Consider the following 25,601-nt stretch of genomic DNA (forward strand, 5'->3'; position numbering starts at 1 on the left):
GGACAAGGCGCGCGCCGACTTGGCCGCGCTGGACAGCCGTATGGAAGCGACCGCGCAGTCCCTGGGCGCCCCTGGAGCAAAAGGCTACGACCTACGCGGCTGCCCGCGACCAGTTGGCGGCACGCCAAGCCAAGACCGCCCAACTGCCAGCGCTGCGCCAGAAACTGGAGTTTGACCAGGCTAAGCATGCCAAGCTGGCCGAGCGTGTGGAAGATCTTCAGGCCAAGGCCGGATCGGGTCCGCGCGAAGGACTTGTCCATGAACTGGCCGATTGGCTGTTCTGCTCCCCGGAGGTCATCAACACCCAGGGCGGCGGCTTCGAAGGTCGCGACGCAGCTGAAGTATCGCTGGACAAGTATGTGAAGCAGTACGGTCCGATCGATGGCAAGGGTGATCCCGACGCATCGGCCGCCCTGCCCAAGGCCATCGAAGCCCGTGATCTGATGGCGCGCAGCGTCGAAAACGACCGGCGCGACATCGCTGCGGCCGAGGCGGCGGCCGAACAGTTGCAAGGAACGCCTGAAGCGGACGCGATCCAGCCGGCCGACGTGGAGGCCGTCCGCGCCAAGGTCACCGCGCTGCGCGCCGAACGCAAGGCAATCGACGAACGCGTCCAGACCCTGCTTAACGCCAAGCGGGCGGCAACCAGCGCCACCGAGCGCACCGCGAACGCCGCGCAGTACCACCAGGAAGTGCTGGCTTGCGTTGCCATCGGCGACGCCCTGTCGCCCGACGGTATCCCGGGTGAGATCGTGGCCGAGGCGCTGCAGCCGGTAAACGACAAGCTCGCCGACCTCGCTGACCTGGCCGGCTGGCGAGTGCCCAAAATCGGTGCCGACATGGTCATCACGTTCGGTGGCCGCGCCTACCGCCTTTTGTCGGAATCCGAACGCTGGCGTGTAGATGCTCTCGTCGGCGCCGCCCTGGCCGAAATCTCCGGGCTGCGCTGCGTCATCTTGGACCGTTTCGACTACCTGGACCTGCCCGGCCGCAGCGACGTTCTCGGCTTGGTGCACGCCTTGGTGGCTGATGGTCGCATGGACACCGTCCTGATGCTCGGCACGCTCAAGGCCGCGCCGGCAGCGCCCTCCGATGCATTCACTCGCGCCCGGGCCGAGCGCGCGCGCGTCGATCAGTTGCTCGCTCAAGGTGAAGACCCGGTCGCCCAGCGGCAGGAAGATGCGCAGGCGCAGAAGGCGGCGGCCGACCGCCAGTTCCAGGCGGTCGTAGCGGAATTGCTCAAGCTTCGGCGCCCGGCATGGAGTGATGGGTATCACGCGCGGATCTCAAACACGCTCAAGAACGACGCCTATCCCTATTTCGGCACACACGCGGTGGACGAGATCCCCGGCAAAATGGTCTTGGATGCTGCGAAGCGCATTGAGGCCCGCGGGGCGCCCGATATGGCAGATCGGTTCATCAGCGCCACCAGCATGGTCTTCCAGTACGCGGTGGGCACCGGCCGCGCGCCGGCTGATCCGACCCAAGGGCTAAAGCGCTTCCTCGACCCGCGAGCCCCGGTGAAGCACTTCCCGCATGTCGATGAGGCAAGCCTGGGCAAGTTGATCACCCGAGTGAGGAACTACCACGGCCGGCCCGAGACGCGCATCGCCATGCAGATCATGATGCACACCTTCCCGCGCACCAACGAACTGCGCTGGGCCGCTTGGACCGAGTTTCACACCGAGGACGCGCTGTGGCGGATTCCGGCCGGCCGAATGAAAGGGACGTTGATCGCCAAAGAAACTGGCGCTGACCACGTCATCCCGTTGTCGCGCCAGGTCCTGGCGCTGCTGACAGAGTTGGGCCAGTACACGGGGCGTTATCGGCTGCTGTTTCCAGGGTTGCGGGATCCGGCCAACACGCCCATGAGCGCCGAGACCATAAACAAGGCGCTCAAGATCCTGGGCTTTGAGGGCGAGCAGACAGGCCATGGCTTTCGCGGCCTGGCGTCGACCATCATGAACGAGCGAAGCGGTGCGCGCGCGGAAGTGATCGAACGCCAGCTCGCGCACAAGGAACGCAATATGGTCCGCCGCGCTTATAACCACGCGGAGTATCTGGACGAGCGCCGGCAGTTAATGCAATGGTGGTCGGATTATCTTGATAGCTGCGCGACCAACGCCGGGAAATGAGGAATTGGGGGCCTACCCTTATCCGTTTCAGCCCTACCCTCATTCATACCCTTAAATCTGCTGGCACCCCTTGGCGGCAATTGGCGGGCAAAATGCAAAAAAGCCGCAAAGTCATAGACTTGTGCGGCTTTCGGAGCAGTGCTGGGCACTGCTTTGCAGGAATCTGGTAGGCGGTATTGGGTTCGAACCAACGACCTCCACGATGTCAACGTGGCGCTCTAACCAACTGAGCTAACCGCCTGCAAAGAAGAAGAATTATATAGTGCTTTTTTGAACTGTGCAAATCGTCATAATCGATTTTTTGCTATGTTCGTTGCGTGGTAATGGCTTTGCTTTCGCTGCCATAGCTGTGAGCATTTTTCTGCCCACATCACCGCACTACTTTCTCTTCAATTTCGCGTCCGCAGCATGTGCTGCATCAACGAAGACCGAGATTCTATCAGAACTTTTTATTCCTTGCTCAAGCTCAACGCCGCTGCTTACATCGACCCCCCAAGGCCTGACCCGCTCGATTGCCTGGCCGACGTTATCGCCGTTCAAACCACCCGACAAGATCAAGGGACGCGACACGGGATCCGCGCGCACCTCGTCCAGCAAGCTGTAGTCAAAACCATGGCCGCTGCCGCCGTAACCGGCGCTGTAGCTGTCGAACAGCCAGCCCGCCGCTTCGCCGAAAGCCCGGCAGTACGTGGCCAGGTTTTCAGCCGTGTCCAGGCCGGGCGCGCCCGCGCGGAAGGCGCGTAGAAAGCGATGGCTGTAGCGGCCGCAATCCTGCGGTGACTCGTCGCCGTGGAACTGCAGCAATTCAGGTTCCACCTCGTCCAGCACCGCTTGTACCTCAGACGGATCCGGATTCACGAACAAGGCCACAACGTCGACAAACGCCGGTACGGTGCGGCGCAACTGCGCGGCGCGCGTCGCCGTCAGGCAACGTTTGCTCTTGGGGTAGAAGACGAATCCGATCGCATCGACGCCGGCGGAAACAGCGGCCTCGATGTCTTGTTCGCGGGTCAATCCGCAGATTTTGATGCGTGTGCGCATGGCATTTACCTGTCGCCCAACGGGACGCGGCGTATCAGTATATCGGGTGCGCCAGCGGCATTCAGGTGCCGGGCTGGCCCACCGAGGAGATCAAGGAATCAAAGCTGCCCTCGGCGACGCGAAACCACGGCACCTCTTTGTTGCGGAAGGCGGTCATGCTGTCGTAGAGCTTTTTGAACATGGGATCTTTGGCGCTCAATTCCTTGTAAGCCGCCATCGACGCCTCATAGCATGCTTGCAGCACCGGCTTGGGAAACGCCTTCAGCTGCGCCCCCTTGGACACCAGCCTTCGCAGCGCGTCGGGATTACCGGCGTCGTACTTGGCGATCACGTTGGCGGTTGCCATGCGGCACGCCAAGGCCAAAGCCGACTGGAATGGCTTGGGAAGCTCATCGTAGGCGCTTTGATTCACGTACAGCGATAGCTGCAAGGTACCGGCCCACCAGCCCGGAAAATAATAATTGCGCGCGACTTTATACAGCGCCAGGTTCTCATCGTCGTACGGCCCGATCCACGCCACCGCGTCGACCGTCCCCTGCTCCAACGCGGCATAGAATTCCGCCACCGGCACATCCACCGGCGTGGCACCCAGGCGCGACAGGACATGGCGCGCAAAGCCGCCCGCCTTCACCTTCAGCCCGCGCAGGTCGTCCACGGTTTTGATCTCGCCGCGAAACCACCCACCCATCTGCGCACCCGTGTAGCCGCAGGGGAAGTTCATGATGTTGTACTTGTCGAACAGCACCCGCGTCAGCGCCAGGCCTTCGCCCTCGCTCATCCAGGCATTCATCTGCCGCGTGTTCAAGCCGAAGGGAACGCCGGCATCAAAGCTAAGCGCGGGATCAACATCAAAGTAACGGGTCGACGCCGTATGGCCGCAGTCCACCACGCGATGCTGCACGGCTTCAAGCACCTGGCCGGGTTGGACGAGATCACCCGCCGGAAAAATCTCGATGGTGAAGCGGCCGTCGGTGACCTCGGCGACATACCGCGCAACGTCTTCGGCGCCCGCGAACAACGTGGGCGATTCATTCGGAAAACTGGATGCCAGCCGCCACGCGATCGTCGGCGCATCTTGCGCAAAGGCCGGTGCGGCGATCGTGGCGGACCCCGCGGCGCCCAAGGCGGCCTGCTTCAAAAACGCGCGGCGCTGCATGGCGAAATCCCCCCTGATAAGCGCGATTAAGGCGTCGTCCACGACAACGTCTTTTCACAACGTCTGTTCAATAAGATTGCGTGAATGGCGACAACAACAGCGCGCCACCATCCAGTTCTTCCAAACCGAACTCCGCCGGATAGTCAATGGCGGACAAGTACAGGCCGTCCGGCGAAAAGGTGGGCGCGCCTTGCGTGCGATCGCGCCAGGACAGCAACTGCGCCATCCACTCTACCGATTCCCTACCCTGCCCCACCTGCAGCAGCGCGCCCATGATGTTGCGCACCATGTGATGCAGGAACGCATTGGCCTTCAAGGTAAACACCAGAAACGGCCCGCGCTCCGCGATCTCAAGCCGGTGCATATGCCGCACCGGGTGCTTGGCCTGGCATTGCGAAGAACGAAAGCTTGAAAAGTCGTGTTCGCCCACCAGGGCCTGCGCTGCGGCACGCATGGCGTCCACATCCAGCGGTTGAAAACACCAGCCCGCCCGCCCCGCCCACAGGGCCGGCCGCACGCGGCCACGCCACAGCAGGTACACATAGGTGCGGGCGCGCGCGGAGAAACGCGCATGAAACTCGTCTGACACTTCTTGCGCCCATTGCACAGACACGCTGGGCGGTAGAAACGCGTTCACGCCCCGCACCCAGGATTCCATGCGCCGATCCAACGCGGTGTCCAGGTGGACCACCTGCATGGCGCCATGCACACCGGTATCGGTGCGGCCGGCGCATATGGTGGGCACGGCTTCTTTCACACCACAGAATCTTGCCAAGGCAGACTCCAGTGTGTCCTGCACCGTTTGCCGATGCGGCTGTGTCTGCCAACCCTGCCAAGCGGAGCCGTCATACGCCAGCCCCAATGCAACTCTAGACATCATTCAAACCCGAGGACCGCTGACTCGGCGCGGTTCGTCCGTGGGCGGTTCATCCAGGTCGAGATTGATCGTATCGAGCTTGCGGTTCAGCGCTGCCGTGTCCAGCGCCGGCTCGTTATAAGCGTAAGTGTCCTCGTCGTCGTCATCGCGACGCGCGCCGGCTCGGCGCAGCAGCCATGCAATAACGAATGCGATCAGCGCCAGCAAGGCGGTGACGATGACGAGAAGGTTGTCGGCCAGCCAGCTGGGCATGTTTGACGTTGCGTCCTTTGTATTGTTGGCGGAAGCGCCGCCTGTCGCGTTGTCGGTGGTGGACGCGCCGGGCGAGCCAGCCGCACTGGAACTGCCTGATGCGCCAGGGGTGGCTGCTACACCTGGTGTGCCTGTTGCACCCGGTGTGCCTGCTGCCCCCGATGTACCTGCTGCGCCCGATGTGCCTGCTGCGCCCGATGTGCCTGCTGCACCCGGAGTGCCTGCTGCACCCGGTGTGCCCGCTGCACCCGGAGTGCCTGCTGCGCCCGGTGTGCCTGCTGCACCCGGTGTGCCTGCTGCACCCGGTGTGCCTGCCGGTGTGCCTGCTGCACCCGATGTAGCTGCTGCGCCCGATGTGCCTGCTGCGCCCGGAGTGCCTGCTGCACCCGGAGTGCCTGCTGCGCCCGAAGTGCCTGCTGCACCCGGAGTGCCTGCTACACCTGGAGTGCCTGTTGCGCCCGGAGTGCCTGCTGCACCCGAAGTGCCTGCTGCACCCGGAGTGCCTGCTGCGCCCGAAGTGCCTGCTGCACCCGGAGTGCCTGCTACACCTGGAGTGCCTGTTGCGCCCGGTGTACCTGCTGCGCCCGGAGTGCCTGCTGCACCTGGCGTTCCCGCTGCGCCCTGTTGCGCCACGGCTTTGTTCAATTCGTCGACATTGCTTTGCAGCTGATTCACGCGACCTTCGACGTCCTTCATCGCGCGTTCATTCGATGTCCTGGCATCCGCCTGCGCATCGGCTCGCGCGGCGGGGCTATCCGTTGCCAGCCCCGTGGACAGGCGCACTCGGTCTTGTGGCGGCGCGGCGCTGGCCACACCGGTGTCGCCCGGCTGCGCCACGGTACCCGACGCCGCATCCTGCCCCTTGACCACTGACGGATTGGCGCTGGCAGCGGCGCCGATTCGGCCGCGATACCTGGCAAACGCCTCGGCATGTTCATTGAAGATGCGGAGTGCCTCGGCCGGGTCAATCGCCCTGACCGTTGCCGCATCCGGAATCTTCAAGGTCTGGCCTGCGCGGACCAGGTTCATATTGTTCTGAATGAACGCTTCGGGGTTGGCGCGCCACAACGCCACCAACATCTGATATACCGAGGCGTTCGGCACCTTGTTGCGTTGTGCGATGGCGAACAGGTGATCACCACGCTTCACATTCACGCTGGCAGCCGCGCGCCCCGTGCCGCCCACCGCAGCCGGCGTCACATCAGCGCCCGTGCCGCGCAGCGGCACCAGAATGCTGACCTGTACCTGGCGCTGCCCCGAACTGGAACTGATGTCCAACAGCAGGTCGACCGCGCCACTTGCGGGAGGCTGTGTCGCCCGGACGCGAAGATTCTTGCGCGTGCCGTCCATGCCGTCTTCAACGCGGACCACCATGCTGGCCAGCGGCACTGGCGGCTTCAGGCCGGCGCGCTGCCAAGCAGCTTCGTCAGCCACCGACACCTTCAGCGACGACACTTCATCAGGCGTCAGTTCCTGCAACCCCACGACCGCCTGCAACGGCGCGCCCGGCACCGACACCACGCGGGAATGCCCGACCCGCATGGCCAGCGCCGAACTGCACATGCTCGACCCTATCGCCAAAGCGATTGCCCATTGAAGGGCTTTCAAACGGCGGGCATGCTTCACATGGCGCGAACGCTGGGTCATAAGCTGGAATTCCGTTCTTGTAGTCGAATTACGGGCTAGCGCTGGTCTCGCGGCAGATAGGCGGGAACAGGCCTCAATTCACGGGAAAAGTGTAATGGATGATGCCCATTTCACAAACCTGAAAGGCGCGTAGGCGTTGGCTCTCGAGCACATCCGCCACACCCTCACTACGATTGCGCAAACGTCAAGGGCACCCGAAGGTGCCCCTGCTTGTCTTGACGACCCAGCAGGCGCCTTTGCCAGGCGCCCGCGATGGGATATCAGGCTTCGGCCAGCGCGATGCGCAGCATACGGCGCAACGGTTCGGCGGCGCCCCACAGCAGCTGGTCGCCCACCGTGAACGCACCCAGGTACTGCGAACCCATCGACAGCTTGCGCAGACGGCCAACCGGAATGTCCAGCGTGCCGGTGACAGCCACCGGGGTCAGCGCGGAAACGGTGGCTTCCTTGGTGTTCGGCACCACCTTGGCCCACTGCGTGCCCTGCGCGATCAACGCTTCGATCTCGTCCAGCGGCACATCGCGCTTGAGCTTGATGGTCAGCGCCTGGCTGTGGCAGCGCATTGCGCCGATACGCACGCACAGGCCGTCGATCGGGGTGGCGGGCGTACCGAACGCAGCGCCGCGGCCCAGGATCTTGTTGGTTTCGACTTCGGCCTTCCACTCTTCCTTCGACATCCCGTCGCCCAGATCCTTGTCGATCCAGGGAATCAGGTTGCCGCCCAGCGGCACGCCGAAGTGTTCGTGGGGCAGCGCGGCATCTTTCTGCTTGGCCAGCACGCCACGGTCGATCTCCAAAATGGCCGACGCGGGGTCGTCCAGCAAGGGCTTGACGGCCTGGTTGATCTCGCCGAACTGGGTCAGCAGTTCACGCATGTGCTGCGCGCCACCGCCGGAAGCGGCCTGGTACGTCATGGAGCTCATCCATTCCACCAGGTCGTTGTTGAACAGGCCGGCCAGGCCCATCAGCATGCAGCTGACCGTGCAGTTGCCGCCGATGAAGTTGCGCACGCCGCGCTTGAGCGCTGCGTCGATGACCGGGCGGTTGACCGGGTCCAGCACGATGATGGCGTCATCAGCCATGCGCAGAGTGCTGGCCGCATCGATCCAGATGCCGTTCCAGCCCGCGCCGCGCAGCTTGGGATAGACCTCGGACGTGTAGTCGCCGCCTTGCGCCGTCAGAATAATCGGCAGTTTTTTCAGAGCGTCAATGTCGTAGGCATTTTGCAAGGGGCCCGCGCCTTCGGCCCACGTGGGCGCGGCGCCGCCAGCATTGCTGGTGGAAAAGAACACCGGTTCGATCAGTGCGAAGTCGTTCTCGTCGCGCATGCGTTGCATGAGCACCGAGCCGACCATTCCGCGCCAGCCGATAAGGCCTACTGCTTGATTCATTTCAATCGCTCTATAAAGGTGGAGACAAGGTCCAGGTGAAAAAGGCGTGCAATTCAACAATTTATCAGAATGCACGGAGGGATGTTGCGGTGCAGCTAGAAATAATGGGGGTCGAAAGCCTTGAAAACCCCTTTCGCGGCGCCGTCGCAACACGGTCGAAAAAAGGGCCGCTACGCAGGCGGCCCTTCAAAAAAACGGGGCGCGCGCCGCAAGGGCGCTACCCCTTGCCAGGTATTCAGGCCAAGGCTTTCAGTACTGCGTCGCCCATGCCTGCCGTGCTGACTTTCGTCGTGCCCGGCTCGAAAATATCGGCGGTACGCAGGCCGTCAGCCAGCACGCGGCGCACGGCGGCTTCAATGCGGTCGGCTTGCGGAGCCAGATTCAGCGAATAGCGCAACAACATGGCGGCCGACAAGATCGTCGCCAAGGGGTTGGCGATGCCCTGGCCCGCGATGTCCGGCGCCGAACCGTGGCTGGGCTCGTACAAGCCCTGGCCGCCCGCGTTCAGCGAGGCCGACGGCAACATGCCGATCGAACCCGTGAGCATGGCCGCTTCGTCCGACAGGATGTCGCCGAACAGGTTGCCGGTGACGATCACGTCAAACTGGCGCGGGTTGCGCACCAACTGCATCGCGGCGTTGTCGACATACATGTGCGACAGCTCGACGTCCGGATACTCGCGTGCCACTTCGATGACGATGTCGCGCCAGAATTGCGAGGTTTCCAGCACGTTGGCCTTGTCCACGCTGCACAGCTTCTTGTTGCGCTTCTGGGCCGATTCGAAGCCGATGCGCGCAATGCGGCGCACTTCGGATTCGGCGTAACGCATGGTGTCGTAGCCTTCGCGTTCACCGGCGAACACGCCGTCGGGCGACGACCGAACGCCGCGCGGCGTGCCGAAATAGATGTCACCAGTCAGTTCGCGGATGATCAGGATATCCAGGCCGGACACGATCTCGGGCTTCAGTGACGAAGCGCTGGCCAGCTCGGGATACAGAATGGCGGGACGCAGGTTGGCGAACAGGCCCAGCGCCTTGCGCAGGCCCAAAATGGCCTGTTCCGGGCGGAATTCGCGCGGCAGACTGTCGTACTTCCAGTCGCCCACGGCGCCAAACAGCACGGCATCCGATTCCTTGGCCAGGTTCAGCGTGGCCGGCGGCAGCGGGTGCTCGAACTGGTCGAACGCGGCGCCGCCCACGGGGGCTTGTTTGATGTCGAAGGAAACGTCCAGCGCCTTGAGCACGCGCACGGCCTGCTCGACGATTTCCGGTCCAATGCCGTCACCCGGCAAGACTGCGATGTTGTGGGTCATTTAAATGCGATCCTGTGATCAGTATGGGTTCAGGCGATGGGACGGCTTTCCAGCCACGGGTGGCGGGCCAGGCGTTCGGCCTCGAAGGCGCGGATCTTGTCGGAATGGCGCAGCGTCAGGCCGATGTCGTCAAAGCCGTTCAGCAAACAGTATTTGCGGAAAGGTTCGATGTCGAAGCCCATGGCGCGGCCGTCCGCGGCAATCACCACCTGGCGGTCCAGGTCGATTTGCAGCTTGTAGTTCGGGAAGGCTTTGACTTCGTCGAACAGGCGGGCCACTTCCAATTCGGACAGCACGATCGGCAGCAGGCCGTTCTTGAAGCTGTTGTTGAAGAAGATGTCGGCATACGACGGCGCGATGATGGCGCGAAAGCCGAACTGCGTCAGCGCCCAGGGCGCGTGCTCGCGGCTGGAGCCGCAGCCGAAATTCTTGCGCGCCAACAGGATCGATGCGCCTTGGTAGCGCGGCTGGTTCAGCAGGAAGTCCGGGTTCAGCGGACGCTTGCTGTTGTCCATGCCGGGTTCGCCGTGGTCCAGGTAACGCAGCTCGTCAAACAGGTTGGGGCCGAAACCGGTGCGCTGGATCGACTTGAGGAACTGCTTCGGGATGATGAGGTCCGTGTCGACGTTTTCGCGGTCGAGCGGAGCCACCAGGCCTTCGTGAGTGGTAAATGCTTGCATGATGTCGGTACTCGGTGCGTGATCGCTTAACGGAACGTGCGGACGTCGACGAAATGGCCGGCCACGGCGGCGGCTGCTGCCATGGCGGGGCTGACCAGGTGGGTACGCCCACCCTGGCCTTGCCGGCCCTCGAAGTTTCGGTTCGACGTGGAGGCGCAGCGTTCGCCGGGCTCAAGGCGGTCGGCGTTCATGGCCAGGCACATCGAGCAGCCCGGTTCGCGCCATTCAAAACCGGCTTCGATGAAGATCTTGTCCAGGCCTTCGCGTTCCGCCTGCTGCTTGACCAGGCCGGAACCCGGCACAACCATCGCCTGACGCACGTTGGACGCCACACGCTTGCCGCGCGCCACGGCAGCCGCCGCGCGCAGGTCTTCAATGCGCGAGTTGGTGCACGAACCAATGAACACGCGGTCGACGCGAATGTCGGTCAAAGGCGTGTTGGGCTTCAGGCCCATGTATTGCAAGGCGCGCTCCATGCCGCTGCGGCGCACGTCGTCTTTCTCGCGGTCGGGGTCCGGCACACGGGAATCCACCGGCAGCACCATTTCAGGCGAGGTGCCCCAGGTAACTTGCGGCTTGATGTCGCGCGCGTTCACTTCCACCACCGTGTCGAACTTGGCGCCGTCATCGGTGTGCAGGGTGCGCCAGTACTTGACGGCCTGGTCCCACACCACGCCCGAGGGCGCGAAGGGGCGGCCACGGAAGTAGTCGACGGTCTTGTCGTCCACCGCGACCATGCCCGAACGGGCGCCAGCTTCGATGGCCATGTTGCACACCGTCATGCGCCCTTCCACGGACAGCGCGCGGATCGTGCTGCCGGCGAACTCAATGGCATGGCCCGTGCCGCCCGCCGTACCGATGATGCCGATGATGTGCAGGACCACGTCCTTGGCCGTACAGCCGAAAGGCAAGTCGCCGTCGACCTTGATCAGCATGCTCTTGGCTTTCTTCATCAGCAGCGTCTGGGTCGCCAGCACGTGCTCGACCTCGGACGTGCCGATGCCAAAGGCCAAGGCGCCCAGCGCGCCGTGCGTGCTGGTATGCGAATCACCACAGACGACAGTCATGCCAGGCAGCGTTGCGCCTTGCTCGGGTCCGATCACGTGCACGATGCCCTGACGCAGGTCATTCATGCGGAATTCGGTGATGCCGTATTTCTCGCAGTTGGCGTCCAGCGTATCCACTTGCAGGCGCGAGATGGGGTCGTCGATGCCTTGGGCGCGATTCAGCGTCGGCACGTTGTGGTCCGCTACCGCCAGATTGGCGCCCGTGCGCCACGGCTTGCGCCCGGCGATGGCCAGGCCTTCGAACGCCTGGGGGCTGGTGACTTCATGCACCAGGTGGCGATCGATATAGAGCAGACAGGTGCCGTCTGATTCCTGGTGGACGATGTGGGCGTCCCAGAGTTTGTCGTAAAGGGTTTGGGCCATGGATGCGCTCTGCAAATAGACAATCCGGCTTGAGCCTCACGCGGTTGAAAAGCAAATCGCTCCCGCGCCGGCCACTGCGGCATGAATGAATTATGCCCACGCTCCAAACCTAGTACAAGCGCACGATACATACTAGTACCACCACTACCATGATGCGCTGCTACGTCTCCCTTCAGCCCTGTGCGGTCTCACACTTTTGGTGGGTGAATGAAGTTAATCAACCACACAATAGATGTAAATAAAATAGATACACAATTATCAAGCCGATATAATCCCGTTTCACTCAGGACACATAGCTTTCGAAATAATGCGCAATAAACCGTATTAATAAACGCGATAGCAAAACAAACCTGCGTAGTTCGTGCAAATTCAGTCAAATTACGTGATGTTGCGCGACGATAAGTTATGGACCGCTGTTTGTTAAATACCAAGACTTAACAAATCTTGACTAGTCGAATATGACATTTACATACAACATGGCGGCCATTCATCCCAACCTGACCCGCGAATAATCACTATGGCTTCGTTTTTGCTCAAACGCACGACTACGATTTTTGCCCTGGCCTTTGTTCCCGCTGCATTTGCCCAAACTTCCGCGCCCGCTGCCCCCCCTGCCGCTGTGCCCTCTGCCAGCGCACCCGCAGTGACGCTGAATCAGATTGTGGAGCAGACCCTGCTCAGCAATCCGGAGATCCAGGCGAAGTACCACGACTTCCAGGCGTCTTTGGAAGGCCAGTCGGTTGCCCGTGCCGCGTTCTTCCCGCAGATCAACGCGCAGGGTTACCTGGGCCGGGAATATCGCAGCAACGTGCCCGACGTGGGCTCACAACGCTGGAGCCGTCCGGGCTACACCGTTGAACTGCGCCAATTGATTTTCGACGGCTTCCGCACTAGCAACGACGTCAAGCAAGCCGGTTTCGATAAACTGGCCCGCTTCTATGATGTGCTGGCCACCAGCGACAACACGGCCTTCGCGGCGGTGCAGGCCTACATTGACCTGCAGCGCTATCGCGACATGGAACTGTTGGCGCGCCAGAATTATTCGCTGCACGAAGAAACGCTGAAGCAAATCGGCGAACGTACGGAATCGGGCGTTGGCCGCCGGGTCGACCTTGAACAGGCTGGTGGTCGCTTGTCCCTGGCTCAGACAAACCTGATGACCGAGACTGCAAATTTGCTGGACGTGCAACAGCGCTTCCAGCGCGTGACCGGCGCCTTCCCGCCTGAAGCCATGCAACCGCCGCCCGACGTCACCGGCAAGCTGCCCGTCAAGCCGGGTGACTTCAACGAGTCGCTGCGCCGCAACCCCAGCTTCCTGTCCAAGCAGGCCGGGCTGCAAGCCGCGCAAGCGGGTGTCGCCTCGTCCAAGGGCGCTTTTTCGCCCAAGTTTGAATTCGTGGCGTCTTCGGGCCGTGACCAGAATGACCCCACCCCCGAAAACCGCGACATCCAGAGCTCCAGCGTTCAGGTAGTGATGAGCTACAACCTGTACCGCGGCGGCGCCGACTCGGCCCGCGTGCGCCAGACGGCCGCACAGTCCTACGCCGCACGCGACATCCGCGACTACACCTGCCGCAACGTGCAGCAAGACTTGGCCGTGGCCTGGAACAACATCACCAGCCTGAGCCAGAAGCTGCCCTTCCTGCGTGACCACGAAGTGGCCACCACCAAGGTGCGCGATGCGTATCGCCAACAGTTCCAGATTGGCCAGCGTTCGCTGCTGGACTTGCTGGACACCGAGAACGAGCTGTTTGAGTCACGCCGCGCATTGACCAACGGTCTGTATGACCTCAAGCTTGCGCAGTATCGCTGGCTGGCGCTGTCGCACACGCTGCTGCCCGCCCTGACGCTGCAACCCGCGCGCAACGAGATGCCCGAGGAAAACGGCAAGCTGGAGGTAACCGACGAAGTGATCAAGCTTTGCAACTCGACGGTTCCCGACTCTGCCCGCCTGGCTCCGGTGCGCGTTCAATACAACGAAGGCACGTTGCCGCCCACGCTCGTGCCGCTGAACGTATCCAACGCCAAGCCGTAATGGCGGTAGGACGCAAGGAGGCCATATGACGCCCCAGGGCAACGAATTTTCGCAGTTGGACGCGGACTTTGTCCGCGTTCTGGAAGACCTGATCGACGCCTTGATCGCCAATGGCACCTTGCGCATGACGGACCTGCCTATTCAGGCACAGCAGAAGCTTTCACAGCGCAAGCAGCAACGCGCGCGCCTCTCGGAACACCTCGACCTCCTGGATGACGAAGATGGACAAGTTATCTGAATCGGCGGCTCGGGAATGGCGCACCGACGCTCGCGCGGCGCACGATGACCCGCTCTTGGATTGCCTGGTTGAAATCACGCGCCTGCATGGCGTGACGGCCACGGCCCAGGCCTTGTCTTCCGGCTTGCCGCTGGAAGAGCACCGCCTGACCCCTGCCCTGCTTCCGCGCGCCGCGGCGCGCGCCCAACTTTCCGCGCGCGTGGTCAAGCGCACGCTGGACAGCATTTCCCAGGACCTCTTGCCCGCCATCCTGCTGCTGCAAGGCGAACGCGCCTGCCTGCTGCTGAAGAAAGAAGACGGCAAGTACCTGGTCAGCCACCCCGAGCTGGGCGGCAGTTCCGTCGAGATGACGCCCGAAGCCCTGGCCGCGCAGTACACCGGCCTGGTGTGCTTTGTACGCCCGCAGTTCCGCTTCGACGCCCGTGCGCCGGAAGTCGCCAAAGTGCGCGAGCGCCATTGGTTTTGGGCCGCAGTCATGGAAAACCGGCGCCTGTACCGCGACGCGCTGGTCGCCGCGCTGCTGATCAATATCTTCGCCATGGCCATGCCCTTGTTCACGATGAACGTGTACGACCGCGTGGTACCCAACAACGCGGTTGAAACGCTGTGGGTGCTGGCCATCGGCATCACGCTGGTGATCATCTTCAACATGATCTTGTCGACGGCGCGCTCGCATGTGGTGGACAGCGCCAGCAAGCGGGTCGACGTGCGCCTGTCCGCGCAGATCATGGAGCGGGTGCTGGACTTGCGCCTGGAGGGCCGCCCGGTGTCGGTGGGGTCTTTCGCGGCCAACCTGCGTTCGTTCGAGTCCATCCGCGACTTCATTGCATCGGCCACGATCACCACGCTGGTCGACCTGCCCTTCATCCTGCTGTTCCTGGCCGCGCTGGCCTGGATTTCCCCGTGGATGATCCTGCCGCCGCTGGTTGCCATCGTGTTGATTCTGCTGGTGTCTTTTGCCGCGCAAGCCCGCATGGAGGCGCTGACCATGGCCAGCTTCCAGGCCAGTTCGCAGCGCAACGCGACGCTGGTGGAAGCGCTGACCGGCCTGGAGGCCGTGAAAACGCTGAACGCGCAAGGCTCCGTCCAGCGCAACTGGGAACGCGCCACCGAGTTCATCGCGCAAACCGGCGGCAAGCTCAAGCTGATTTCGTCGTCCACGGTGGGCTTTGTGCAGGCCGTGCAGCAAATGGTGTCGATCGCCGTTGTGATCATTGGCGTTTACCAAGCGCAGGAATCCGCGATGTCAATGGGCGGCATCATCGCCGCATCCATGATCGCCAGCCGCTGCCTGGCGCCGCTGGGCCAGGTGGCGGGGCTGTTGATGCAGTACCAGAACGCGCGCACATCGCTGGGTTCCATCGACAACTACATGAAGCTGCCGATCGAGCGCCCGGCCGAAGCCGAGTTCCTGCATCGCCCCGTTTTCCATGGCGGTCTGGAATTCCGCGACGTCACCTTCACCTACCCCGGCAGCACCCAGCCGGTGCTGAAAAAGGTGTCGTTCAAGCTCAAGCCTGGCGAAAAGGTCGGCATCATCGGCCGCATCGGTTCCGGCAAGACCACGCTGGAAAAGCTGGCGCTGGCGCTGTATCAGCCCACCGAAGGCGCCGTGCTGCTGGACGGCGTGGACGTACGCCAGATCGACCCGGCCGACGTGCGCCGCGCCATCGGCCATGTGCCGCAGGATCCGACGCTGTTCTACGGCAGCCTGAAGCACAACCTGGCCATGGGCGCGCCCTATGCCGACGACGCCAGCATCCTGGCGGCCGCCAATCTGGCCGGCGTTACCGACTTTGCCAACCTGCACCCCAACGGCTTTGACATGGTGATCGGCGAACGCGGCGAATCGCTGTCGGGTGGCCAACGCCAGTCCGTGGCGGTGGCGCGCGCGTTGATCAACGACCCGCCGATTCTGCTGCTGGACGAACCCAGCAGCAACATGGACCACCAAAGCGAAGCCCAATTGCGCAAGCGCCTGGGCGAGGCCAGCGCCACCAAGACCATCCTGCTGGTCACGCACCGCACCGCGCTGCTGGACCTGGTCGATCGCCTGATCGTGATCGACAACGGCCACATCGTGGCGGACGGTCCTAAGGAGCAGGTTGTCGAGGCACTGCGTCAAGGACGCGTTGGACGCGGGAGCTAAGGGCGCCATGCAGAATAACCCTGGAGAAATCAAGCACGGCCTGTTCGGCGGCTTGTGGCGCAAGCTGCGCAACATCTTCGTATTCTTCTTCGATCGGCTGCTGGACGGCGCCGACAAGGGCAATCGGGAAAAGCGTTCCGACTATGTCGGCAACGCCGAATGGGTCATCCACGAATCGCAGGCCCGCAGTTCGCGCGTGCTGCTGTGGGTGGCGCTGCTGGCAACATTCCTGCTGATCGTCTGGGCGGCAACCGGCAGCATTGACGAAGTCGTGCGGGGCGAAGGCAAGGTCGTGCCGTCGCGCCAAGTGCAGATCATCCAAAGCCTGGACGGCGGCATCGTCGAGGAAATCCTGGTCCGCCCGGGCCAGGAAGTGCAAGCTGGCCAGACGCTGCTGAAGATTGATTCCACGCGCTTTGCGTCCTCGCTCGGCGAGAACAACGCCGAATACCTGTCGTTGCTGGCCAGGTCCGCCCGCCTGAATGCGCTGGCCACCGGCGAACCGTTTGTTGCCCCGGAAGAGGTGCTCAAGCAAGCCCCCGGCCTGGTCGAAATGGAACGCAACGCCTACCTGGCGCGCAACACCGAGCTGAACGCCACCATCAACGTGGCGCGCGAACAGCTCAAGCAGCGCGAAGAAGACTTGCGCGAGACCATCGCCAAGCGCGACCAGGCCTCGGCCAGTTGCAGCCTGACGTCGCGGGAACTGCAGGTGACGCGGCCGCTGCTCAAGAGCGGCGCCGTGTCTGAAGTGGACCTGCTGCGTTTGCAGCGCGATGTGGCGCGCTATTGCGGCGAGCAGAAAGGCGCCGAAGCGCAGATCGACCGCTTCCAGGCGTCCATCAAGGAAGCGCAAAGCAAGCTTGAAGAATCCGAGCTCAATATTCGCAACCAGGCGCGTAGCGAACTGTCGGAAACCAACACCAAGCTGGCCACGCTGCGCCAGGGCAAGCTGGCATTGGCCGACCGCGTGAAGCTGGCGGAAGTCCGCGCGCCCCTGGCCGGCACCATCAAGACGCTGTTCAACAACACGGTTGGCGGCGTGGTGCAGCCGGGCAAGGACATCATCGAAATCGTGCCCAAGGACGACACGCTGCTGCTGGAAGTGCGTATCCAGCCGCGCGACATCGGCTTCCTGCACGCTGACCAGAAGGCGGAAGTGAAGTTCACCGCCTACGACTTCGCCATCTATGGCGGCCTGGAAGGCAAGGTTGAACAGATCGGCGCTGACACCGTCACCGACGAGAAAGGCAATTCCTATTACGTGGTGCGCGTCCGCACGGACCGCAGCACGGTGGGCGACAAGCTATTGCCCATCATCCCCGGGATGGTGGCAGAGGTTCATATCCTGACAGGTAAACGCACCGTGTTGCAGTACCTGCTCAAGCCGATTTTGCGTGCCAAGGCGAACGCCTTCACCGAACGTTAAAGGAGAGCTGGAAGGCTTTATGAAACCTGTTCCCGTCTTGTTGATTACGCACGACGACCTGCTCTGGCAGCACTGGCGCACGCTGGATTCCACGCGCTGGCTGGCTGCCCGCGGACGCGGCCTGGCCGACTTGCAACGCTGGCGCGAGCAAGGCCGCACGCTGGCCGTGCTGGATACCGACGTGCCGCGCTTGCCGTCCTGGCAGGACCCCATCTGGGCGCCTGCCGTGGCCGGCCTGCACCTGGTGGTGGCCAGCCCCAGCCCCAACGACGAACAAGGCACCCAAGTGCGGGGCGCGGGCGCCCACGGCTACTGCCACAGCTATGCGCCCGCCGCCGCCCTGTCGCAAGCGCTGGAAGTGGTTTCGTCCGGTGGGATCTGGATGGGCCGTTCTTTGGTGGCGCGCCTATTGAAGCTGGTGACGGAACGCGCCCAGGACTCGTATTCCTGGGATGACGGCGTGTTGACCGAACGCGAGACCACGGTGGCCCGATACGCCGCCAGCGGCCAGGCCAATGCCCAGATCGCCGAAGCGCTGGGCATTACCGAACGCACGGTCAAGGCCCATCTGTCCGCCGTTTTCGAGAAGCTCAAGGTGTCTGACCGCCTTCAGCTCGCCTTGCTGGTCCACGGCATTTCGGCCCCGGCCGACATGCGCAGCAAAATACCTTCCTGAACCTGTCCTTGAGGACAATATCGCGCCGACGCGGCGCTCTTTAGTATCTGGCCATCTTGGATAACTCCCTGAAACGGAACCCACATGGCCAACTCTTCTCCCGCAGTCGTCAATGAAATCTCCGGTCGCGCGTGGATACGCAATAGCGACGGCTCACTGACCGAACTGCATCAAGGCAGCAAAGTCCCCGCCGGCAGCGACATCGTCACGGCTTCGGGCGCCACGGTTTCCCTTCAGGTTGAAAACGGCATGCCGATCGTCATCGGAGAAAGCCGTGAAGTTGCCGTGAACGGCGACATGGCGGGCCCGTTGGCCGATGCCAGCGAAGCCGCCGTAGTACCGCCCACCGGCACCGATTCCGACCGCCTGCTGGCCGCCCTGCAAGCCGGCCGCGACCCGTTTGACGAACTCGACCCCACCGCCGCCATCGTGGCGGGTGGTGGCGACGCCGGCGGCAGCAGTTTTGTCCGCCTGGCCCGCATTCTGGAAACGACCTCGCCGCTGGACCTGGCCTACCCCAACCCCGCCCGTGGCGACGACACCCTGCCCCGCGCGGCTGGCGCGGGCGCGACCGGCGATGATGGCGATGCGGCCGTAACGCCGCCCACGGTTGGCAACAACGCGCCGAACGCGTTGAATGACGCCAGCAGCGGCGACCAGAACTCCCAAAGCCGCGGCAACCTGCTCAGTAACGACTCCGATCCCGACGGCGACCCGCTGGCGATCACGTCAATCAATGGTCGTCCGATGGTTCCGGGCGGCATCAGCGTGCCGGGCTCCACTGGAGGCTCCTTCGCTGTCCAGCCCGACGGTAGCTATGTGTTCACACCGGGCGGTCAGTACGACTACCTGGCCGTCGGCGAAACGGCCACCAGCACCATCTCGTACACCATCACGGACCCCAGCGGCGCGACCTCCACGGCGACGGTCGTGGTGACGGTAACCGGCACCAACGATGGTCCCGTGTCCTCCGCGCTGTCCGACCAGTCGGGCACCGACGCCCAGACGGAAATCCGCTACGACGTGTCGGATCGCTTCTCGGACACCGACACCAGCGACAAGCTGACGTTCAGCGCCACCGGCCTGCCGCCGGGCCTGTCCATCGATCCGGACACCGGCATCATCACCGGCACGATTGATCATTCCGCTTCCCAAGGCGGCAACGACGGCGTCTACACGGTAACCGTGACCGCGACGGATCCGTCCGGCGCGTCGACCTCGCAGGAGTTCAACTGGGACGTCAGCAACCCCGCTCCGACCGCCGCGAACGACAACGGCGCAACGGATGAAGACACGGGTCTGAGCGTCAACGCCCAGAACGGCGTGCTGGCGAACGACACCGATCCGGACGGCGACACGCTGACCGTCTCGCAAGTCAACGGTCAGCCCGGTAACGTGGGCACGGCTATCGCTGGTTCCAACGGCGGCACGTTCACTTTGAACGCCGACGGCTCCTACAGCTTCAACCCGGGTTCGGCCTTCAACAACCTGGCCGCCAACCAGACCGCGACCAGCTCGATCACCTACACCGTCTCTGACGGCGAAGGCGGCACGTCGACTGCAACGCTCACGGTCACCATCACCGGCACCAACGACACCCCGATCCTGACCCCGGATGTGACGTTGGACGACCAGACCGGTAACGATGGCCAGGCCATCACGCCGGTCGATGTCTCCGGCCAGTTCGCTGACGTGGACGATGGCGATGTACTGACCTACTCCGCCACCGGCCTGCCCCCGGGCCTGAGCATTGATCCGACCACCGGCATCATCTCCGGCACGCTGGACAACTCGGCGTCGCAAGGTGGTGATCAAGGCGTCTATGCCATCACGATTACCGCCACCGACAAGAGCGGCGCCTCGGTCTCGCAAGACTTCTCGTGGGACGTCAAGAACCCGGCTCCGACCGCTAACGATGACAGCGGCGCGACTGGCCAAGGCGTGGGCTTGAACGTCAACGCCCAAGATGGCGTGCTGGCGAACGACACCGATCCGGACGGCGACACGCTGACCGTCTCGCAAGTCAACGGCCAAGCAGCCAATGTGGGCACGGCTGTGGCCGGCCAAGGTGGCGGCACGTTCACCCTGAACGCCGACGGCTCCTACAGCTTCAATCCCGGCATCGCCTTCAACAACCTGCCGGCCAACCAGACCGCGACCAGCTCGATCACCTACACCGTCTCCGACGGCGAAGGCGGCACGTCGACTGCGACGCTGACGGTCACCATCACCGGCACCAACGACACCCCGATCCTGACCCCGGGTGTGACCCTGGACGACCAGGCCAGCAACGACGGCCAGGCCATCACCCCCGTCGATATCTCCAGCCAGTTCTCTGACGTGGACACCGGTGATGTGCTGACCTACTCCGCCACCGGTCTGCCCCCGGGCCTGACCATTGACCCGACGACCGGCATCATCTCCGGCACGCTCGACAACTCGGCTTCCCAAGGCGGTCAAGACGGCGTCTACGCCATCACCATCACCGCTACCGACACCAGCGGCACCTCGGTCTCGCAAGACTTCTCGTGGGACGTCAAGAACCCGGCTCCGACCGCCACCAATGACAGCGGCGCGACCGACGAGGACTCGGCCCTCAGCGTGGATGTTCAGAACGGCGTGCTGTCCAACGACACCGATCCGGACGGCGACACGCTGACCGTCTCGCAAGTCAACGGCCAGGCGACCACCGGGGGCGCGGCCGTGGCCGGTTCCAACGGCGGCACGTTCACCCTGAATGCCGACGGCTCCTACAGCTTCAACCCCGGTTCGGCCTTCCAAAGCCTGCCCGTCGGCGAGAAGACGGTCAGCTCGATCACCTACACCGTCTCTGACGGCGAAGGTGGCACCAGCACCGCAACGCTCACGGTGGAAATCACCGGCACGAACGACGCGCCGACCGCAGTTGCGCTGGACAACCAAAGCAACATGGACGGCGATACCGTCGACTACAACCTGTCCGGTTTCTTCAGCGACATCGACGACGGCGACTCCCTGGTCTACTCCGTCGACCATATCCCTGGCGGCCTGAAGTTCGATCCCACCACCGGCACGTTTACCGGCCAGTTCGCCAACTGGGCGTCCGACCACACCAATACGGGCGTCAAGGGCGAATACCTCATCACGGTGACCGCCACCGACAAGTCGGGTGCGACCGTCTCTCAGACCTTCGTCTGGACGGTGGGCAACCCCGAGCCGGTTGCCACCAATGACCAAGGCACGACCAGCGAAGACAATATCCTGGTCGTCGACCACCGCACCGAAGGCGTGCTGGGCAACGACAGCGACCCCGATGGCGACGCCCTCCATGTCTCGCAAGTCAATGGTATCGATGCCGACGTCGGCAAACCCGTCGCCGGCTCCAATGGCGGCACCTTCACCCTCAACGCCGACGGCACCTACTCGTTCAATCCGGGTACGGCATTTCAGTATTTGAATGACGGCCAGACGGCGACCACGTCGATCATCTACACCGTTGCCGATGCCCAGGGCGCGACCAGGACCGCCACGCTGACCATTACCATCACGGGCCAGACCGACGCTCCGCCGGTCATCACCCCCGAGGATAGCGACGGCAACGTCACCAGCGCGGACAACAGCGTGGTCGAAGCCTCCGGCGACACCATCAACGGCTCCGTGACCGTCTCCGCCGAAGCCGGCATCGCCGGCGTCACCGTCGGTGGCAAGGACGTCACCGGCGCCAGCGCCGCCCACCCCGTCGTCATCACCACCGACAAGGGCATCCTGACCGTCACCGGCTACAACGCCGCTACCGGCACGATCTCCTACGCTTACCAGGAAACTGGCGGCGCCGACGATCACACGGCCGGCGACGACGCCGTCCATGATCTCTTCGAAGTTGTCGTTACCGACTTCGCGGGCCAGACCCATCGCGACAATCTGGATATCCAGATCATCGACACTGCACCCGTGGCCACCGACGACGCGGCCTCCGTCACGGAAGACGCGACCGCATCGGTCACCGGCAACGTGCTGACCAACGACACGCTCGGCGCTGACGCCAGCACGGTCGTCATCAATACCGGCGACGCCAAGTACGGCAAGCTTGTGGACAACGGCGATGGCACCTGGTCGTATCAGCTCAACAACAACCTGCAGGCTGTCCAGGCGTTGAACGACGGCCAGAAGCTGACCGAGACCATCCGCTACACCATCACCGATGCCGACGGCGACACCACCACGGCTGAGCTGACCATCTCCATCAACGGCCAGACCGACGCTCCCCCCGTCATCACCCCCGAGGACAGCGACGGCAACGTCTCCGGCGCGCATAACAGCGTGGTCGAAGGCACCGGCAACACCGTCACGGGCTCCGTGACCGTCTCCGCCGAAGCCGGCGTGGCCGGCGTCACCGTCGGCGGCAAGGACGTCACTGGCGCCAGCGCCGCCAACCCCGTCGTCATCACCACCGACAAGGGCATCCTGACCGTCACCGGCTACAACGCCGCCACCGGCACGATCTCCTACTCCTACCAGGAGACGGGCGGCGCCGATGACCACACCGCGGGCGACGACGCCGTCAAGGACAACATCACCGTCACCGTCACCGATGTGGCCGGCGTGTCCACCAGCAATGACCTGGTCATCCAGATCCTCGACACTGCCCCGGTCGCCAATGACGACAACGGCGGCACCGTCACCGAGGACGCCGCGCTCAACACGCTGAGCGGCAACGTCGTGACCAACGACACCAAGGGCGCTGATGCCATCACCGGCGTCACCTGGAACGTCACCGACGCCCAGAAGGCCGCCATCGAGCAGTACGGCACCCTGACCCTGAACAACGACGGCACCTGGGCGTTCAAGCTCGACAACACCAAGCCTGCCGTGCAGGCGCTCAACGCCAGCGACAAGCTGAACTTCACGCTCGGCTACACCGTGGCCGACGCCGATGGCGATACGTCCACCGCCAACCTGAACTTCAGCATCAACGGCCAGACCGATGGCCCCCCGGTGATCACCCCCGAGGACAGCGACGGCAACGTCTCCGGCGCGCATAACAGCGTGGTCGAAGGCACCGGCAACACCGTCACGGGCTCCGTGACCGTCTCCGCCGAAGCCGGCGTGGCCGGCGTCACCGTCGGCGGCAAGGACGTCACTGGCGCCAGCGCCGCCAACCCCGTCGTCATCACCACCGACAAGGGCATCCTGACCGTCACCGGCTACAACGCCGCCACCGGCACGATCTCCTACTCCTACCAGGAGACGGGCGGCGCCGACGATCACACCGCGGGCGACGACGCCGTCAAGGACAACATCACCGTCACCGTCACCGACGTGGCCGGCGTGTCCACCAGCAATGACCTGGTCATCCAGATCCTCGACACCGCGCCGGTCGCCAATGACGACAACGGTGGCATCGTCACCGAGGACGCCGCGCTCAACACGCTGAGCGGCAACGTCGTGACCAACGACACCAAGGGCGCCGACGCCATCACCGGCGTCACCTGGAACGTCACCGACGCCCAGAAGGCCGCCATCGAGCAGTACGGCACCCTGACCCTGAACAACGACGGCACCTGGGCGTTCAAGCTCGACAACACCAAGCCTGCCGTGCAGGCGCTCAACGCCAGCGACAAGCTGAACTTCACGCTGGGCTACACCGTGGCCGACGCCGATGGCGATACGTCCACCGCCAACCTGAACTTCAGCATCAACGGCCAGACCGATGGCCCCCCGGTCATCACCCCCGAGGACAGCGACGGTAACGTCTCCGGCGCGCACAACAGCGTGGTTGAAGGCACCGGCAACACCGTCACGGGCTCCGTGACTGTCTCCGCCGAAGCCGGCGTCGCCGGCGTCACCGTCGGTGGCAAGGACGTCACCGGCGCCAGCGCCGCCAACCCGGTTGTCATCACCACCGACAAGGGCATCCTGACCGTCACCGGCTACAACGCCGCCACCGGCACGATCTCCTACTCCTACCAGGAGACGGGCGGTGCCGACGATCACACGGCCGGCGACGACGCCGTCAAGGACAACATCACCGTCACCGTCACCGATGTGGCCGGCGTGTCCACCAGCAACGACCTGGTCATCCAGATCCTCGACACTGCCCCGGTCGCCAATGACGACAACGGCGGCACCGTCACCGAGGACGCCGCGCTCAACACGCTGAGCGGCAACGTCGTGACCAACGACACCAAGGGCGCCGACGCCATCACCGGCGTCACCTGGAACGTCACCGACGCCCAGAAGGCCGCCATCGAGCAGTACGGCACCCTGACCCTGAACAACGACGGCACCTGGGTGTTCAAGCTCGACAACACCAAGCCCGCCGTGCAGGCGTTGAACGCCAGCGACAAGCTGAACTTCACGCTGGGCTACACCGTGGCCGACGCCGATGGCGATACGTCCACCGCCAACCTGAACTTCAGCATCAACGGCCAGACCGATGGCCCCCCGGTCATCACCCCCGAGGACAGCGACGGCAACGTCTCCAGCGCGCATAACAGCGTAGTTGAAGGCACCGGCGACACCGTCACGGGCTCCGTGACCGTCTCCGCCGAAGCCGGCGTGGCCGGCGTCACCGTCGGTGGCAAGGACGTCACCGGCGCCAGCGCCGCCAACCCCGTCGTCATCACCACCGACAAGGGCATCCTGACCGTCACCGGCTACAACGCCGCCACCGGCACGATCTCCTACTCCTACCAGGAGACGGGCGGTGCCGATGACCACACCGCGGGCGACGACGCCGTCAAGGACAACATCACCGTCACCGTCACCGACGTGGCCGGCGTGTCCACCAGCAACGACCTGGTCATCCAGATCCTCGACACCGCTCCGGCCGCCAATGACGACAACGGCGGCACCGTCACCGAGGACGCCGCGCTCAACACGCTGAGCGGCAACGTCGTGACCAACGACACCAAGGGCGCTGATGCCATCACCGGTGTCACCTGGAACGTCACCGACGCCCAGAAGGCCGCCATCGAGCAGTACGGCACCCTGACCCTGAACAACGACGGCACCTGGGCGTTCAAGCTCGACAACACCAAGCCTGCCGTGCAGGCGCTCAACGCCAGCGACAAGCTGAACTTCACGCTGGGCTATACCGTGGCCGACGCCGATGGCGATACGTCCACCGCCAACCTGAACTTCAGCATCAACGGCCAGACCGATGGCCCCCCGG

The 25,601-nt window shown here is 63.7% G+C and carries 15 protein-coding genes and 1 tRNA gene; 7 read left to right on the forward strand and 9 right to left on the reverse strand.

Going from position 1 to position 25,601, the window contains the following annotated elements; translation table 11 throughout:
• The first annotated feature begins 113 nt into the window (after positions 1-113).
• Positions 114-2,135: a tyrosine-type recombinase/integrase gene (locus tag ACE04A_RS11340; protein ID WP_448719180.1), complete on the forward strand. Its 2,022-nt coding sequence runs from the start codon at positions 114-116 to the stop codon at positions 2,133-2,135.
• A gap of 164 nt (positions 2,136-2,299) precedes the next feature.
• Here ACE04A_RS11340 and ACE04A_RS11345 read toward each other — a convergent pair.
• The 9 genes from ACE04A_RS11345 to leuC all read right to left on the reverse strand — a co-directional run bounded on the left by ACE04A_RS11345 (position 2,300) and on the right by leuC (position 11,921).
• Positions 2,300-2,376: transfer RNA gene (locus ACE04A_RS11345), tRNA-Val, on the reverse strand.
• A 137-nt stretch (positions 2,377-2,513) separates the two neighbouring features.
• Entirely contained in the window at positions 2,514-3,176 is a 663-nt protein-coding gene (locus ACE04A_RS11350; protein WP_448719181.1) for a phosphoribosylanthranilate isomerase, read from the reverse strand.
• A 61-nt stretch (positions 3,177-3,237) separates the two neighbouring features.
• On the reverse strand, positions 3,238-4,332 hold the full coding sequence (locus ACE04A_RS11355; protein ID WP_448719193.1) for a TRAP transporter substrate-binding protein: 1,095 nt from the start codon (positions 4,330-4,332) through the stop codon (positions 3,238-3,240).
• 67 nt (positions 4,333-4,399) lie between these two features.
• On the reverse strand, positions 4,400-5,209 hold the full coding sequence (truA, locus tag ACE04A_RS11360) for a tRNA pseudouridine(38-40) synthase TruA (RefSeq protein WP_259249188.1): 810 nt from the start codon (positions 5,207-5,209) through the stop codon (positions 4,400-4,402).
• A 3-nt stretch (positions 5,210-5,212) separates the two neighbouring features.
• Positions 5,213-7,024 (reverse strand): type IV pilus assembly protein FimV, encoded by a 1,812-nt coding sequence (locus ACE04A_RS11365; RefSeq protein WP_448719182.1) that lies wholly within the window; start codon positions 7,022-7,024, stop codon positions 5,213-5,215.
• Between the two features lie 344 nt (positions 7,025-7,368).
• The gene (asd, locus tag ACE04A_RS11370; protein ID WP_259249190.1) at positions 7,369-8,499 is read right to left on the reverse strand and encodes an aspartate-semialdehyde dehydrogenase; all 1,131 of its coding nucleotides are present in this window, start codon (positions 8,497-8,499) and stop codon (positions 7,369-7,371) included.
• 235 nt (positions 8,500-8,734) lie between these two features.
• Positions 8,735-9,811, reverse strand: coding sequence for a 3-isopropylmalate dehydrogenase (leuB, locus tag ACE04A_RS11375; protein ID WP_259249191.1), 1,077 nt, complete (start codon positions 9,809-9,811; stop codon positions 8,735-8,737).
• Between the two features lie 29 nt (positions 9,812-9,840).
• Entirely contained in the window at positions 9,841-10,491 is a 651-nt protein-coding gene (leuD, locus tag ACE04A_RS11380) for a 3-isopropylmalate dehydratase small subunit (protein ID WP_448719183.1), read from the reverse strand.
• 26 nt (positions 10,492-10,517) lie between these two features.
• Entirely contained in the window at positions 10,518-11,921 is a 1,404-nt protein-coding gene (leuC, locus tag ACE04A_RS11385; RefSeq protein ID WP_259249192.1) for a 3-isopropylmalate dehydratase large subunit, read from the reverse strand.
• A gap of 517 nt (positions 11,922-12,438) precedes the next feature.
• On the opposite strand from leuC, the gene ACE04A_RS11390 reads away from it, so the two are divergent.
• The 6 genes from ACE04A_RS11390 to ACE04A_RS11415 form a co-directional block, all read left to right on the forward strand.
• On the forward strand, positions 12,439-13,956 hold the full coding sequence (locus ACE04A_RS11390) for a TolC family outer membrane protein (RefSeq protein WP_259249193.1): 1,518 nt from the start codon (positions 12,439-12,441) through the stop codon (positions 13,954-13,956).
• A gap of 25 nt (positions 13,957-13,981) precedes the next feature.
• On the forward strand, positions 13,982-14,194 hold the full coding sequence (locus ACE04A_RS11395) for a hypothetical protein (protein ID WP_006218695.1): 213 nt from the start codon (positions 13,982-13,984) through the stop codon (positions 14,192-14,194).
• The gene (locus ACE04A_RS11400; RefSeq protein ID WP_424917758.1) at positions 14,178-16,343 is read left to right on the forward strand and encodes a type I secretion system permease/ATPase; all 2,166 of its coding nucleotides are present in this window, start codon (positions 14,178-14,180) and stop codon (positions 16,341-16,343) included. The genes ACE04A_RS11395 and ACE04A_RS11400 overlap by 17 nt, the downstream gene beginning before the upstream one ends.
• Positions 16,344-16,350: 7 nt before the next feature.
• On the forward strand, positions 16,351-17,772 hold the full coding sequence (locus tag ACE04A_RS11405) for an HlyD family type I secretion periplasmic adaptor subunit (RefSeq protein ID WP_259249195.1): 1,422 nt from the start codon (positions 16,351-16,353) through the stop codon (positions 17,770-17,772).
• 19 nt (positions 17,773-17,791) lie between these two features.
• Entirely contained in the window at positions 17,792-18,448 is a 657-nt protein-coding gene (locus ACE04A_RS11410; protein WP_485820128.1) for a response regulator transcription factor, read from the forward strand.
• Between the two features lie 84 nt (positions 18,449-18,532).
• Positions 18,533-25,601 (forward strand): retention module-containing protein (locus ACE04A_RS11415; protein WP_485820129.1); only part of this gene is annotated, 7,069 nt, incomplete at its 3' end.

This window comes from Achromobacter colocynthidis (assembly GCF_057334535.1).